Genomic DNA, 14,742 nt, shown 5'->3' with positions numbered 1-14,742 from the left:
CAGCGTTGGCGTAGTCATCGAAACAGATTGTGTCGGAATGGTATTGGTGAAATGCAACACTCGCATCGCCGCCGACCCCACCGCTGCGCTGAGGGAGGCTTATGCGCGGTCGTAGGTAACGGATCGGGCATGGGATCCGATCACCTGCATGTGCGCGTTTACTGCCGACCGATTCTTGGCGGGTTGGCAGCTCTGCTGCTCATCATCATGGCCCTGCTCCTGATGCCCGAAAACGAGCCCCCGATGCCCGCGAACGACCAGCAGGTGCGGACGTTGCCGTACATCTCGACCCCCTCGACGACAACCGTCGACCAAATGCCTTCCGTCACAATCGATAAGCCCACACCCGGTCGGGAGTAAACGTTAGGTCGTCGCCGGGTGAACGCGACCCGCGCCGATCCGATCGATGCGCTCGCGCCCCCAGTCGCCGAGCGGTTCCAGTGCGCGGTTGAGGGCGGCGCCCGATGCGGTGAGCCGGTATTCGACGCGCGGCGGCACCTCGCGATAGACCTCGCGGGACACGATCCCGTCCTCCTCCAGCTCGCGCAGCTGCTGGATCAGCATCTTCTCCGAGACGCCGGGCAGGCCGCGGCGGAGTTCACCGAACCGGCGGACGCCGTGCGTCTCCAGCTCCCACAGGATCAGCGCCTTCCATTTGCCACCGACCACGTCCATCGCCGCGTCGATGCCGCAGAAGTATGGTCCGGATCTCTTCTCACCCATCGCCCGACCTCGCTACCTGTTCACACACCCATTGGTAAGTACCCGACCAAATAGTAGGTACTTGTCGTCATCGCGGGCAAAGAGCAGTGTTGGTTTCAGCGCGCTGACCACCCCGTTCACTGACTTTCCAAGGAGTTGACCCCGCAATGGCGGAAACCACGAACACCCCGGTGACGGTCCTCGGGCTTGGCGCGATGGGCCAAGCACTGGCCGCGACGCTGCGGAAGGGCGGCCACCCGACAACGGTGTGGAACCGCACCCCCGGCAAGGATGCCGACCTCGTCGCCGCCGGTGCGGTCGGTGTCGCGTCGGTTGGCAAGGCTATCCAAGCCGCCGGGCCGATCATCGTCGTCCTGTTCGATCACGCCTCCGTGCACGCCACCCTCGACCCAGTGGCCGGCCAACTGTCCGGCAGGCAGGTCATCAACCTGACCAGCACCGCCCCCAACGAGGCCCGCGAACTCGGCATGTGGGCCGCCCGGCACGGCATCGACTACCTCGACGGCGGCATCATGGCCGTCCCGCCGATGATCGGACAGCCCGGCGCGTCCATCCTGTACAGCGGTTCGGGCGCCGTCTTCGAAGAACACCGCGAAACCCTCGAATTGCTAGCGGCCGCAGAATATTTCGGCGACGACGCCGGCCTGGCCTCGACCTACGACTTCGCTTTGCTCGCCAACATGTACGCCATGTTCACCGGCTTCATGCACGGCGCGGCCATGATGCGCTCGGTAGGCGTCTCAGCCAGCGCCTTCGCCGAGCGCTCCACCCCATTTGTCACCGCCATGGCCCAAAGGCTCCCCGCCTACGGCCAGATCATCGACGGCGGCGACTACACCCAACCCATCCAATCCCTCGCCTTCCACAAAGCCGCCCTCGACGCCATCAACCGAGCCACCCGCGACGCAGGCGTCACCGTCGACTTCGTCGCCCCCATCAAAAACCTCATCGATCGTCAGGTGGCTGACGGCCACGGTTCCCAGGAGTTTGCTCGAACTATCGAAGAACTGGTCTGACAGACCGGATCTGAGCCCTCTCAAAAGCCGGACTCTCATGCATCACAGGGGAGTTCGGCTTTTTACTGGGTTCGAGAGAGCACTCGGATGCGTTTGTCTCGGGCAAATCCGGTTATGTGCTGACAAGACACCCGTGACCACTAGCAGGAGGTACCGCAATGAAGTCCGCGGTGAAACTTGCCGAGCTCGCCAAGCGTGACGGCCTGACGATCGCCGTCGCCGAATCGCTGACCGCCGGAAACCTCGCCGCGACGCTCGGCGCCGCGCCCGATTCGGCCCAGTGGTTCCGTGGGGGAGTTGTCGCCTATTCCGCGATGGTCAAGTATCGCGTGCTCGATGTTCCCGACGTACCCGTTGTCTCCGAGGTAGCGGCCAGGGCGATGGCCGAAAGCGTTCGGGCACTGATGGATACCGACATCGCCGTCGCCACCACCGGCGTCGGCGGTCCGGATCCGCAGGACGGCGAGCCGGCCGGCTCGGTCTGGTTCGCCGTGGCCACGCGTTCGCGCGTCGACGCGGAACATCAGCATTACGACGGTGAGCCGGAAGAGGTTCTCGCCCGGTCGGTACGTCATGCGGTCGGCATGTTGCTCGCTGCGGCGAAGTCGTTCAGGTAGTAGGTGCCTGCCTGTGGGTGGCGTTGATCGCCGGTTAACGGCGAAGTTGCGGTTCAGCGGCTGCGGTAGTGATTGTCGGCACGCTGCCGGCGCGCATACGTAATGGCCACGGTTAATCGCTAGGCCAATTCAGCCTGGTCCTGACGGGGTTCGTGTACAGGTTATTGCCTAGCAATGCGTTGAGTGATCGCGGTGCGTAGCCCTGATATCGCACCGCGAACCACCAGCCCCACTGCCACCACCGGCGCGAATACCAACCATGGCGACCGTCGGTGATAGTCGCAGTAGAACCGCAACGCGCTGCGGTGGTGGCAGCGGATCTTGCGAAACGGCGCCGACCGCATGCTGCCACCTTCGCGGTGGCGGATCTCGACATTCGGGTCCAGCACCACTCGCCAGCCGGCACGGTGCATATCCAACGCTGCTTTGGTCTCTTCAAAATACAGAAAGTACCGCGTATCGAACCCGCCGATCGCATCGAATGCACTGCGGCGGAATAACATACAGCAACCAGAGATCCAGTCGACAGCACTGACCGTGGTGACAGGTTCACCGAAGTACCTGCGCGTCGCAGGATTGCCCGGCCAGACCCCACCGAGCAGTGCGTGCGCGGTCCCCACCGTAAGCGACGGAAACCGGCGCCCGGTCGAGTACTGCGTCCCATCGAACCTGGCCACCCGCGGCCCGATCATCCCGATACCGTCATCGCTCATCGCCGTCTCAACCAGCCCAGCTATCGACCCCGGCGCGAGCCAGGTGTCGGGATTGGCGACCAAAATCCATTCCGCGTCGGTCGCCGCAGCACCCTGGTTGATCGCCGCAGCAAGACCAACATTCTCCCGGTTACGGATCACCCGACCACCGAACGCCTCGACCAGTTCCACGCTTCGATCAGCGGAAACGTTGTCGACACCGACCACATCCAGCGCGAACGGCGCCACCGCGGCCGGCAATGACTCCAGAAATGGCGGCAGATCCTCCGCGCTCTGATACGTCACCAGAATGAGGCCGACGCTCGTACCCTCGCCGCGAGACATGCGCGCGAACCTATCAGGTGAACCCCGCCGCCCCCACACCACCTAACTCTCCACAAAACACGTGGTCAACCGGCGATTTGGTCCACGCCGCGAGATCCTATAATCTTGCTGAGCACCACCGGTCCGGGTGGCGGAATGGCAGACGCGCTAGCTTGAGGTGCTAGTGCCCTTTAACGGGCGTGGGGGTTCAAGTCCCCCTCCGGACACCAGTGCTAAACCCAGGGAGGCTGGCACTGACAACAGCAAGCTGTTGTCGGTGCTGGTACCGGACCTGGATGTTCAGGGCTTCGTAGAGAAGTTGCTTATCTTCTGGGGCTCCAGCCGTGAGTACGGCGCGGATGTCTCCTGCTGATTCGATCAGCTTGTGCATCTCGGTTTCGGTCAGTCGGATCGGCTTCGGTATGGCGTCGAGTTCGGCCCGCGCTGCGGCTTTCTCTGCTTGTGCTGCGTTCATCGAAGTCACGAAGGCCGCCGGGTCTACGCCTGCTTCGATGGCCGCTAGGTGGCGCTGTAACTTCGTGTCCGCGTCGGTAATTCGGCGACGCAGCAGTGCGCGAACGGCATCTGTGTCGTCGGTTTCTTGGGATTCCAGGAGGGTCGCGATGGTCTGGTTTCGATGCTTGCGATCGAAAAGGGTTGAGAGCCAGCCGTTCAGCGGGTCCACGATTACTGACTCTCGCAGGTTGACCGTCTTCGGGTGATCGGTCAGCGCATCGCTGCCGGGCGCGAGAGTTCTTGCACGGCAACGGTAATAGACATTCTGGCCGACCAGTTCGGCTTGCATCTTGCGGTTGCAGGTATCGCAGCGGATGTGCCCGCGCAGCAGGTATGGACGTGGGATCAGGGTTCTGGTTCGCTCGAGTTTCGCGCGGTCTCGGTTGGTGACGCCGGCGCGGCCTCTGCGGATCAGATGTGCCTCGGTGAACTGTTCGACGGAGACGATATGCGGATGGGCAGGACGTCGGGAACGGACGATGCGATCCGCAGTCGCTCGCACGAACCGGATCGCGTAACCGGCGGCGACATCATCGGGATCGATCAGTTCTTCTCGCTTGGTCCATCGACCGAATACCGCGTAGCCGGTGTAGCGCGGGTTCTGCAGGATCGCCGCGACGGTGGGCGCCTGCCAGCCGTCGCCGGAGCGGTGGCGGTTCTGCTCGGGGCGATGGGCTGACGGACATGGGATGCCGTCGCGGTTGAGTCCTTCCGCGATCGCCTTATCGCCTCGGCCGCCGATGTATTCGCGGAAGATGCGCTGGACCACCGGAGCCGCGGCGACGTCGATCGAGAGGAGGCGAAGCTTCAGTCCGTCTGCTGCGCGGTGCGGGTTGGGGTGCGGCGGTCCGTCGACCACGACGTACCCGTAGGGCGCGCGCCCGCCCTGGTGGCGTCCCTCGTTGAGTACTTGGGCGTCCATGCTGGCGCGCGTGCGCTGCTGAACGTGCTGGCGCTCAGACTCGCTGAGCCCGCCCAGCATGCTCATCATCATGTTGTGGGTGGCGTTCTTGGCGTTGTACTTACCGCCCAGCTCCGGCACCCAGATATGGACCCCGTGAGCTTGGATCCGCGGGGCAACGAGACTGAACTGGTTGCCGAACCAGCAGCGTGTGCCCTCGCCGACGACGATCGCATTCCAGCCTCGATTGGGATTTTTGAGATCGGCGAGCAGCTTCGCGGCCTGCGTACGGCGATGCCACGGCACCGATCGCGACTGCCCAACGTCGAAGTACGAGGCGACAATTGAGCCAGGGGCAAACTTCTGCGCATTGCCCGACTGCCAGCCGTACGAGGTCTCGGGGTCCTGGTTGTCCTCGGTCGAGCAACGACCGTAGAACGCGAGCCGCTGACTCCCATCGGACTCCTGGTCCGCAACTTCGATGCCGAGCAGCCCATCAAGCACCGCCCACTCGTTGGTCTCGCTCGGCATCGCTTCCTCCTTGGCAGTCTGTTGGCGCGCGTATCCCATGATGCCCCCGGACATCATTCGCGATCACAGATGGAGGCCGCGACGCACAGGTGCGGCATCGCGACGGGACGCAAGGTCTGCGCGCTAGGAGCCCGCACGGTCGGCCCGTGTAGTCCGTCGTCGACGAGATCGTCGACGACCTGACCGCGGTGGTTTCTCAACGTTCTCGACCGCACGAGTTGGTGGACGAGAAGGGTCTCGGGAATCCGTCGATCGCTGGCGGGCACCCGGATTGGGAGCGTCCGTCGAAGGCGGTTTGCCCGCTCTATTGGTCTCGGGCGATGCGTTTGACCCACCGGGCTCGGCATCTCCTACGGCGCCGTGATGCTCGTCCACGGAGCGCAGGATGAGTCGTAGAAGTGCCATGGCCGCCGCCGGATTCAGCACAGGCGGGTCACCTGGACAGACCACGTTGACCTCTCTACGCCTGCCATGATCGGAACTGTCACGGCTGGAGCGATCGCGACGCGTCATACCGAGTCCCGACCGAGAGCGGGCTGGTGTGCTCGGCATCGGCGGTCGGGGACATTGCGATTCCTCTGAGCGTCCGCTGACTGGAAGAGGCGGGTTTCGTGCAGAGACATGGAGGACAGCTCCTCACCGTCCGCCTGATTCTCCCCTCACCATGAAACCTGATATTCAGCATTCGTGCCACATCTGAAGGCTGTACACACGGTACCTAGCCCCTCGTGGAGCCGGAGTGTCAAGCATCAGTCGAACCACGACAATTACGTGTACGAGTTGCTGCCGAATTCGGCCATACAGGATCAAGAGCGGCGCTGCGCGCCGCCCGCGCGGCTACCGCCGCGCCGCGCCGCGCGACCGCCGGCCTCCGCAAGCTGCGGCAGGCGGGCGCGTCGGCACGTCGGTAACCGCGCTTGCGCTCACAACGTCCACTCCACGACACTCTTGGTCGCTTTGGGCATATCCGAGTAAGTGTGGGCACGACGTGAGCCGTACCCGACCTACCTCCGCAGCGGATCACATCGTCCAGCACCTGACGGGGTGACTGGCTGTGGTCCCGGTCGCCGGAGGCCGGACGGGGAGCAATCCGCGGTGAGACGGTGGCCGATGGTCGCGTAGATCCCTGCCTCCTCATGCCGCAATTGTCTGACCTCACTCGGACGAGTCAAGGGAAAGAACGCCCTTGACACGCCCTCCCTCCGCTCAGGGATGGCCAGGACGAGGAAACAGGGGAAGGAAAAGTCACCAAACACGCAAAGCGGCGGATAAGCGACCTATCCGAAAAGAAAGTAACGAAGTGTCAGGCGGCTGTCCTAACCCTTGTGCCGACAGGCCTGAATTTGTCTCCGGAGCAAGAACGCCGCAGATCTAAACAAGCCCGCGTGGAGACGAAAGAGCGTCGGACTAGGCCTCGATGTTGTCGAAAAGCTCACTCCTAAAGCCCTCCTGAACTAATTCATTCGCGAGGGCCGCGAGGATAGCAAATGGTTGCATCAAGGGGTCACGGAATCGATACTGATAGTTCTTCGGCACCCCTCGCCGGACCAGAACCCGCCCTCGATCGTCCTCAAGGAAACTAGCCAAGTGTCGGGAAAAGTGAGGGATCTCAACCGTCTTCCCCAAAATCGATGACAGAGGCTTCGCCACTGACTTCGCGGTGAAGAACCCGAGCGGATCCTTCTTAGCGAGTGCACAAGCAGCTAGAACCTGTGCATACTTCGCTTCCGGACGACTGCTATGTGTGGCGGTGTGGTAGTCCGCAGTCATCGAATGCTGACTGGATACAACCTGCTTGGTCGACTGTTCGATGTCCACCAATGTCACGGTGTCCCGATCATCAGCGATCGCCCGCTCGCCAGACTTCAGAGAGAGAAGGTGTGCATATGTCGGCAGCCCCTCGGACAGTCGCACAATTCGATGCTCAGCCTCGGACGTAATCGTCAGCTCCGCAACTCCGAATCCACGGCGGACAAGCTGACTGACTTCGTTGCGGTCCATCCTCGGCATCTGCACTTCCTCAAGCGCGCGACGAACAGATTCATGCTCACCTATCAGCCCCTCAATCGAGTCTGACACGCCGACGAGCACCAACTTCGTCTTCACCAGATGGTCAGAGAGAGCCTTTATTGTGTCAGCCATCAGAGATAGCGCAGCGTCGTCGTCGATCCGGTCATATTCATCAATCACCAACACTCGCGGTGGCTGAAGCTCGCCCAGCATTCTACGGATATCATCAGGATTTGGATTGGTATGGCGCCACGAATCGGGTCGATCGACCCGAAGCTCGTCGAACACCTTTCCCCAAAGGACACCGTATGAGTCATCGACCGCGCAGTTGATACGGACCGCTGACATGCTTCTGCCTTCTTGTGGAGGCAAGATGTCAGACAATACATTCGCCAATGAGGTTTTCCCAACGCCCCTTTCCCCGTACAGGATTACATGCCGCCCTGGCTGCGCGACAGCCGAAGTCGTCTGCATGATCTGATTCAGGCGGCCAGTAAAGGCTTCCAGCGTCGAGACCGGCGCTGCAGGCGTGAACACCCCAGCCAGGCGAGCAGCCCTCTGCACCTTGTTGCGAACGTTATCGTCGGTCACGCACCCCACACTAGTGCCAACATCGGCGTCACATCTGCACATATCGTGCCCACTTCTGTATGTTGCGGGGGCGGCCAGCCCTCTCCGAAGCCGCATGTCGCGATAGCCGGAGGTCTCGATGCCGGGCCTTCGTAGGACAACCCCAGATACCTGCCGACGCCCATCAACAACGCGCATTCACCAGTTCGGCGACGACCAGCCGAGGACCCCCGGAAACCGGCCCGAGTCTGCCTCCGGAGCAGAAGCCCTACCACGGCAACGACGATTCGAACCACTCCCGCATTCGTCCCGCAGTTCGCCATGGATTCGCTGTCACCGCCGTGTCGCTGTCGGGGCGGAATCGCCTGGATGCCGGACCACACTGCCTCCCTGGAACGCCGGAACCCGGGAATCTCCGGAAACACCGAGTCCGCCTTAAACGCGCATCTGCATGGGCAGACGTTCGTTGGGTTTGAACGTCACACCAGGTAGAGGGGCGGGCGCATGTTGTCCGGCCGTTCGTGTTCGAGCATTTTGCGCAAAGCGTTTCCAGCGTCTGCACCTGTTGCGCCGGTCAGCTCGATGACCCGGCGAAGCGTCAGGGCGTTGACGCCGCGCCGCGAGGCGTTGTGCCTGTACCGGTCGATGTCGCCAATAGTTTCGGTGGTCGGGGCGCGTGGTTCTCGTCGCGTGGCATGGCGATTGCGTTCGGTATCGATGTCGCTGTAGCCACGGCGGGCTCGGGTACGCTGCTCGGCTTGTTCCAGGGAGAGGGCCTCGATCAGGTCGACTGCCAGGGAGCGCGCGGCTACTCCGGCGGCGTCGACTTCGTACACCCTCGTGGCGTCGTTGGTGATGTCGATGAGTGCATTGCGCTGGGTTTCGACCTTGCCACGCCACCCTGTGCAGCGACATAGAGCAGCCCGTTGGCCTCGGAGGGGTGCCAGTTCCACACCTCGGCGACTGTCGAGACATCGGTGGCGCTGAGTTCGGCGACCACTGTCGAGTTGTGACGGTCCAGCAGTGTGCTCAACTCGCGCGGTGTCAGCTCTCCGTCGAGTCCGACTCCGGCGATGAGAAGCTGCACCAACAGTCCTGTTTGCACGGCGGCCGCGAGCGTGAGCGAGTCGCCCAACGGGCTACGTAGTCCTGGCTCGTGTCCTTCGGCGAGGACGTCTCCGCCGACGTCTATGACGATCAGTGTGTCCGCATCGAAGACCTGAGATGCGGCGCGGAACTGGGCAGCAAGGCCAGCCGCTCCGCCGGCTGGATCCATCAGTAGTAGTGGGTGGGCCAGGTAGCGCACCAGTGGCGGCAGTGTCGACCAGCCAGGGCCGCGGAGCCGCGCCGACGCGGTCACCTCGGCGACGAATTCGTGATGAATGGTTAGACCGTCGAAATCGTTGTAGCTACGTGGCCCAGGGGTCGGGTCGACGATAAAGCGGTCCCAGGAATAGCTGGCGAGGGCCACGACGTCGAAGCGGTCCCGAAGTCGCTGCGAGTACCGACGCGGCGACGACATCGCCACCTCCGCCAGCGGCGATTGCAATAGCTCTACTGGTCACTGCTGGGCGAGGTGGCGCTCGACGGATTCGAGCTTGGTGGTCAGGGTGTTGTTGTAACCCGGGCGGATGTCGGCCTTGATGATGATGCTGCACCTGGCGGAGACGGCCATGACGGCGTCGGTTGCGGCCTTGATGACTGCCATCACCTCGTCCCAGTCGCCTTCGATTTCGGTGAAGCTGGCTGCGGTCCGGTTGGGGAGACCACTGTCGCGGATAACGCGGACGGCTGCGGCCACCTGCTCGCCGACACCTTCTCCAACTCCGACCGGGGTGATCGAGAACGCTGCGAGCATAGCTTGCTCCTCCTCTATCGATACGAAACCTGTTGTAGGACTGTAGAGTACGCAGCGAAGCGTGGGTGCTCGGGTGAAGTTCGGGCGTGCTGATGGATCTTGTCGTGGCACTGCCGCAGGTTCCGCATGAGGTAAACGGCTACTCGTCGTGGCGAGCCCGGCAGTAAGATTTGTCAAGTAGATTGTGCAGCAATCGATTTAGTTGTTCGCGAGCTGAGAACGAAGTGCGTGCCCTGACGTTACGTGGCGAACCGTCCCTACAACGCCTCCCATTGCCACGGTCGCGGCACCTGTCCGCGTAAGCACGCGATCCGGTGCTTGGCTTGTAGAGCGGCCTTGCCGTTGCCTGTCGATTGGGCAACGGCAAATGCGACCCACCGCAGCTCTTGGATGTCGGCGAGGGTTCGGAATCCTGGCCACTGGGTGACGTCATCGCCGCCGTAAGCTGTGACGAAGGACTGGTAGTCGTCGTGGGGTACGCGGCTGAAATCGGTGTAGTCCACGCCTAGTTGGGTGAGGTCCCATTCGCGTCGGCCGATTGACACCTTGTCGAGGTCGAGCACTGTCGGGATGCCTGAGGGCGGTACTACTAGGTTGCCTTGCCAGGCGTCACCGTGAATCACGCAGGGGGAGAGGTTATTTGGCAATTCATCATATTGGGCGCGTAGTCGTGTGTAGTGCTGGAGCAACCACGTCCGGTCGTCGTGGTCGAGCATGCCTGCAGAGTCGATGCGCTCGTCGAGTCCTGTGAAAGGGTCGTAGGCGGGGAGCTCGAATTCGGTTGGCGGTGGCAACGCGTGCAGTGCCCGCAGCATTGCGCCCAGCTCGCCCGGTGTCGACGGGCGGTGGTCGGGGATCAAGCGCCACCAGGTGACGGGACGATCGGCGACGATGATCGGTTGTGTCAGTGAGGTTACGGCCTCGACGGTCGGAATGCCGGAATCGTTGAGCCACTGGGAAATCCGGAGTTCGCGCTGGGCATCATCGCTGCTTCCTGGGTGTCCGATCCTGGCGACGATGTCGTCGGCCAATCGGTAGATGGCGTGTGAGCCGTCGCGAATCAGTTCGGCACTACGCAGATCGACACCGCTGATTTCCGCAGCCTTGGCCAGCACCTCGTCGGCCGAAGTGCGTGCGCTTGCCGGACTCATCGCACCGAACCTGTTGGTGCGCTGCTGGCGATGGCATACCGCAGTTCGGCGACCTCGGTCATGCGTCGCCGAGGCGCGGCGGCTGCGGCTAGGGTGCGGAGTTCGTTCTGGATGCGCTGCGAGCGAAAGGCGGTGGCCTGCTGGGTAGCTTGGAGGCCGATTGCGGCGGCCTCTCTCGGGTCGTCCAATTGCATTGTCAGGGTGGCTAATCGAGTGAGCGAGAAGGTTCGCGACCGCGGGTACTGCGTTCCTTGCAGCGCAACGGCTTCACGAATTCTTGGTGCTGCCAGGTCGATGCGCTGCCGTGCTTTTGCGACTGGAATCAATGCCTTTCCGGTGCTGCCGAGGTGTTCGGCGGTGTCGTAGTAGCACAGCCAAGGAGCATCGGTGTCGGGCGCGCGGTTAGCAAAATGCTCGTCGGACCTGGCGACTTCGTTGAGAGTCTCCTGGATCCGTCCTGCTGCGGCCAGGAACTGGGCGCGCAGCGCGCCGAGCATCGCGCGAGCAGTGGCAGACAGCCGGTCTGATCGGACTTGTGCAAGTTCGATCAACGACAGCGCGCCATCGGTGTTGCCGACGTAGGCCATCTTTCGGGCCATGTCCGCCAGCGTGCTGGCGCGTAGTTCCCAGGATCCGGCGTTGTCGGCACACCAGAGGGCTAGCCGGAAGCGGCGCTCGGCCACCGGGTAGTTGCCGATGTCGAAGGCGGCGTAACCGGCGACGCTGCTGAGGTTTCCGATCGCTTCAAGCAATGCACGGCGAGTGGTCAGTGTGGAGTGCCCATCGAGCAGTCGAACGAAGCGGCTGAGTTGAGTTCCCGCGGTGAGGCTGGCCGAGCCGCCGCCATGCAGATTCTCGGCTGATGCCGCCTCCTTCGTGGCGGACCGCACCTGATCGACGTCTGTCCAGCCAACGCGGCTGACTGGCTTGTCGTCCGGTGCGCTCAGCCCAAGATAGGTGGTCGGGACGGCGCCCGGATCGAACGGGCTGAACAGATTCACGGCCAGCGTCGCATCGGGGTACTGGGGGTCTTCTCGCCGCTGACGGGTGGGTATGAAGCCGAGTTCGCTGTCGGTTGCGCTCAGAACTGCGCGGAACGCTTCGCGGTAGCGCTCGTTCGGCCAGCGGACAACGCCGCGCTCGTACCGAGCGATGGTGCGGGCATCAAGGTCACAGCGCTGCCGGTGGGTACGCCACAGATAGTTGTTGATCGCTTCCGCAAGCTCGGCGCGGCCCATCGCACGCCCAGACTCAACCCGTGATGGTGTCGCCTCGCGTCGCCGCTGCAGATGCACGTTTGGTGGCATATGCCCCCTTGCCGAGTAACCGGTCGGCTCAGTTTATCCAGCCGCACTGACATGACGCGGCCGGACTGCTTTCTGCCCCGTAACTTGCCCTCTTCCCGGGCCTCGTCAGCGCCGACGCTAGAAGTCGACCATCACGAGCACTACCTCACAATTCTGGGGGATCCAATGAGATCGTGCGAATCGCTTCGAGGCATCATCGGCAGTGGACTAGCGCCCTGCGTTACTAGGCCAGAGATCGAACAATCCTGGCGGACAAGCAGACTCACGACTCGGAGTCGGCCAGCATTACGAGCCGGTGTCGTAGGCCTGGGCCGCCAGGCGGTGGATGACCATCTGCCGGGGTTGCTCGCGTGCAGTACAGCCGAGCTTGTTGCCGTCTGTGACGAGAATCCCGCGGTCGTTGCCGAACAGAGGCAGCGGTATCAGGTGTCGGGCTACACCGATTTCTGGGAGATGTTCAACGCCGAGCAGCTCGACTTCGTCATCGTCTGCGTGCCGCACGATATCGGGCGACGTGTGATCGAAGCCGCCGCGGAACATGGGGTTCACGTACTCAAGGAGAAGCCGTTCGCTACCAGCTTGGTTGAGGCCATTGAACTAGCCGAACTTTGTCAGCAGTCCGGCATCGAGTTGATGGTTACGTTGCAGCGCCGCTTCAACCCGATCTACGGCAGCTTTATCCAGCTTGCTGATCAGATCGGGACGCCGTTTCTGGTGGACGCTCGCTATACGGTGCACGTGGAGGACCCGTCCGACGGCTGGCGTGGCGTTACGGCCAAAGCCGGAGGTGGCTGCATCATCGATATGGGCTACCACCTGATCGACTTGATTCTGTGGTATTTCGGTCTGCCGGACAGCATCACAGCCGACGTGTCTGTCAGTGCGCGGCCGGATCGTAGCTACGATGCCGAAGATACTGCGCTCGTTCACTTCTCGTATGACGGTGGCTTGTACGGCTCATTGCTGTTATCCCGTTTTGTCGGTCCCAAAGCCGAGGAGATCCGGCTGATCGGCTCCGACGGCATCGTCCATCTGGAACGTGGTTGCATTCGTCGGCTGACCAACGGCGGTGAGGTCGTCGAGTCGCTGCGGCGCGAGCAGGCATGGCCATCGGCTGCGGCGTGTCAGATCGATTACTTCCACCGCGTCATCGATGGCACCCGACCGAACCTCAGTACCCCAGTTGACAACCTGGCCCACATGGCTTTTGTCGCGGCCTGTTACGAGGCAGCACGTGCCCGCACTTCTATCAACCCACAGGAGTTGCTGTGACTTCTTCATTGGCTCTTTTCGGCGGCACACCGGTCATTAGTGAAGCGGACCCGCACTTTTCGTGGCCACCGCTGACTGACGCCACCGCTGGTGCGGTGCTCGATCAACTGCGTGATGGCATCTCCATCTACAACCGCTCCGGCGTGATCGCCGAGCTAGAAGATGCCCTGCAGCGCTATTTCGGCGTGCAGTATGCCGTCCTCACCAGCTCGGGCACCGCCGCCCTGTACTCGATGTATGCCGCGTGCGGAATCGGGCCGGGCGACGAAGTGATCGTGCCTGCCTACACCTTCTTCGCCACGGTAACCCCGCTTTTGCATCTGGGTGCGACGCCGGTGCTGGCCGACTGTGACGCGAATGGCAATCTCGATCCGCACGACCTACCACGGCGGATCACCGACCGCACCAAAGCCATTGTGGTGACACACATGTGGGGAATGCCTGCTCAAATCCAGAGCCTGAAACAGCTCGTGGACACCTACGGTCTGCGACTGCTCGAGGACGCGTCCCACGCTCACGGGGCGAGCGTCGCTGGCAAGAAGGTCGGTACTTTCGGGCGCGCTGCCGCATTCAGCATGAACGGACCCAAGCCCTTGTCCGCCGGCGAAGGTGGCTTCGTGCTGACCGATGACGACGAGGTCTATCACCGAGTCCTGCTACACGGGCAGTACAACAAGCGTTGCCGTAGCGGGATCCCAGCCGACAGTGCACTGCACCGCTACGCCGTCACCGGGATGGGCCTTAAACACCGCATCCATCCGTTGGCCGCCGCGATTGCGCTGGAACAACTTTCGCGTCTGGATGACTACCTCGATGGGCGTCAGCGCATTGCCGAACATATCGCCGAAGAACTTGGCGAGTTGCCCGGCGTAACGATGCCAGGGCATGAACAAGGTGTTCGCTCGTCCTGGTACGGATTCACCATGCAGTACGACGGCGACTCCTTCGACGATGTGCCCGTCGAACGTTTCCACGCCGCACTGCTGGCCGAAGGTTGCGTTGAGCTCGATCGTCCTGGTTCTACTTGTCCGCTGAACCTGCTACCGCTGTTTCAGGAGCCGGGGCCGTTGTTTCCGGCATTCACCGGCAAACTGGCCTACGGGCCCGGCGACTACCCGCGGGCCGAGCAGATTCACCACGCCACGCTCAAACTGCCGGTCTGGCACCAGGAACAAGACCTGCCGATCGTTGATCGCTACATCGAAGCCATCCGCAAAGTCACCGAACATCACACCGAGTTGAAGGGATAAGAAT

The 14,742-nt window shown here is 62.5% G+C and carries 14 protein-coding genes and 1 tRNA gene; 6 read left to right on the top strand and 9 right to left on the bottom strand.

What is annotated here, in order from left to right:
* The first annotated feature begins 129 nt into the window (after positions 1–129).
* Positions 130–360 (top strand): hypothetical protein, encoded by a 231-nt coding sequence (locus ACIA8C_RS13360; protein WP_397134213.1) that lies wholly within the window; start codon positions 130–132, stop codon positions 358–360.
* 3 nt (positions 361–363) lie between these two features.
* On the opposite strand, the gene ACIA8C_RS13355 is transcribed toward ACIA8C_RS13360, so the two are convergent.
* Positions 364–723, bottom strand: coding sequence for a winged helix-turn-helix transcriptional regulator (locus ACIA8C_RS13355; RefSeq protein WP_397134211.1), 360 nt, complete (start codon positions 721–723; stop codon positions 364–366).
* A 146-nt stretch (positions 724–869) separates the two neighbouring features.
* On the opposite strand from ACIA8C_RS13355, the gene ACIA8C_RS13350 reads away from it, so the two are divergent.
* Together ACIA8C_RS13350 and ACIA8C_RS13345 are read left to right on the top strand one after the other, a co-directional pair.
* A complete protein-coding gene (locus ACIA8C_RS13350) occupies positions 870–1,739 on the top strand; it encodes an NAD(P)-dependent oxidoreductase (RefSeq protein ID WP_397134209.1) in 870 nt (289 codons plus the stop codon).
* 158 nt (positions 1,740–1,897) lie between these two features.
* Complete coding sequence (locus tag ACIA8C_RS13345) at positions 1,898–2,356, top strand: CinA family protein (protein WP_397134207.1); 459 nt, start codon at positions 1,898–1,900, stop codon at positions 2,354–2,356.
* 161 nt (positions 2,357–2,517) lie between these two features.
* Here the strand turns inward: ACIA8C_RS13345 and ACIA8C_RS13340 are convergent, their stop codons facing one another.
* Positions 2,518–3,393, bottom strand: a complete 876-nt coding sequence (locus tag ACIA8C_RS13340; RefSeq protein WP_397134205.1) for a glycosyltransferase family 2 protein — start codon at positions 3,391–3,393, stop codon at positions 2,518–2,520.
* Positions 3,394–3,514: 121 nt separating this feature from the next.
* On the opposite strand from ACIA8C_RS13340, the gene ACIA8C_RS13335 reads away from it, so the two are divergent.
* Positions 3,515–3,602 (top strand) — tRNA-Leu (locus ACIA8C_RS13335).
* Here ACIA8C_RS13335 and ACIA8C_RS13330 read toward each other — a convergent pair.
* The 7 genes from ACIA8C_RS13330 to ACIA8C_RS13300 all read right to left on the bottom strand — a co-directional run bounded on the left by ACIA8C_RS13330 (position 3,581) and on the right by ACIA8C_RS13300 (position 12,147).
* The gene (locus tag ACIA8C_RS13330; protein ID WP_397134203.1) at positions 3,581–5,320 is read right to left on the bottom strand and encodes a recombinase family protein; all 1,740 of its coding nucleotides are present in this window, start codon (positions 5,318–5,320) and stop codon (positions 3,581–3,583) included. The genes ACIA8C_RS13335 and ACIA8C_RS13330 overlap by 22 nt on opposite strands.
* 1,407 nt (positions 5,321–6,727) lie before the next feature.
* Positions 6,728–7,921 (bottom strand): AAA family ATPase, encoded by a 1,194-nt coding sequence (locus ACIA8C_RS13325; protein ID WP_397134201.1) that lies wholly within the window; start codon positions 7,919–7,921, stop codon positions 6,728–6,730.
* A gap of 458 nt (positions 7,922–8,379) precedes the next feature.
* A complete protein-coding gene (locus ACIA8C_RS13320) occupies positions 8,380–8,736 on the bottom strand; it encodes a hypothetical protein (RefSeq protein ID WP_397134199.1) in 357 nt (118 codons plus the stop codon).
* Positions 8,709–9,422: a DUF1152 domain-containing protein gene (locus tag ACIA8C_RS13315; protein ID WP_397134197.1), complete on the bottom strand. Its 714-nt coding sequence runs from the start codon at positions 9,420–9,422 to the stop codon at positions 8,709–8,711. Before ACIA8C_RS13315 ends, ACIA8C_RS13320 begins: the two co-directional genes overlap by 28 nt.
* A gap of 39 nt (positions 9,423–9,461) precedes the next feature.
* On the bottom strand, positions 9,462–9,758 hold the full coding sequence (locus tag ACIA8C_RS13310) for an MTH1187 family thiamine-binding protein (RefSeq protein WP_397134195.1): 297 nt from the start codon (positions 9,756–9,758) through the stop codon (positions 9,462–9,464).
* Between the two features lie 257 nt (positions 9,759–10,015).
* Complete coding sequence (locus ACIA8C_RS13305; protein WP_397134193.1) at positions 10,016–10,909, bottom strand: phosphotransferase enzyme family protein; 894 nt, start codon at positions 10,907–10,909, stop codon at positions 10,016–10,018.
* Positions 10,906–12,147: an XRE family transcriptional regulator gene (locus tag ACIA8C_RS13300; protein WP_397134191.1), complete on the bottom strand. Its 1,242-nt coding sequence runs from the start codon at positions 12,145–12,147 to the stop codon at positions 10,906–10,908. Before ACIA8C_RS13300 ends, ACIA8C_RS13305 begins: the two co-directional genes overlap by 4 nt.
* Before the next feature lie 51 nt (positions 12,148–12,198).
* Between ACIA8C_RS13300 and ACIA8C_RS13295 the strand changes: the two genes are divergently transcribed.
* Both ACIA8C_RS13295 and ACIA8C_RS13290 read left to right on the top strand, forming a co-directional pair.
* Entirely contained in the window at positions 12,199–13,488 is a 1,290-nt protein-coding gene (locus ACIA8C_RS13295; RefSeq protein ID WP_397134189.1) for a Gfo/Idh/MocA family protein, read from the top strand.
* Complete coding sequence (locus ACIA8C_RS13290) at positions 13,485–14,738, top strand: DegT/DnrJ/EryC1/StrS family aminotransferase (RefSeq protein WP_397134187.1); 1,254 nt, start codon at positions 13,485–13,487, stop codon at positions 14,736–14,738. The genes ACIA8C_RS13295 and ACIA8C_RS13290 overlap by 4 nt, the downstream gene beginning before the upstream one ends.
* Positions 14,739–14,742 lie beyond the last annotated feature (4 nt).

It is taken from the genome of Nocardia sp. NPDC051321 (assembly GCF_044455225.1).
Classification (GTDB): domain Bacteria; phylum Actinomycetota; class Actinomycetes; order Mycobacteriales; family Mycobacteriaceae; genus Nocardia.
The sequence above is the reverse complement of the archived record's forward strand: the minus strand, read 5'-3'. Positions and strand labels throughout refer to the sequence as shown.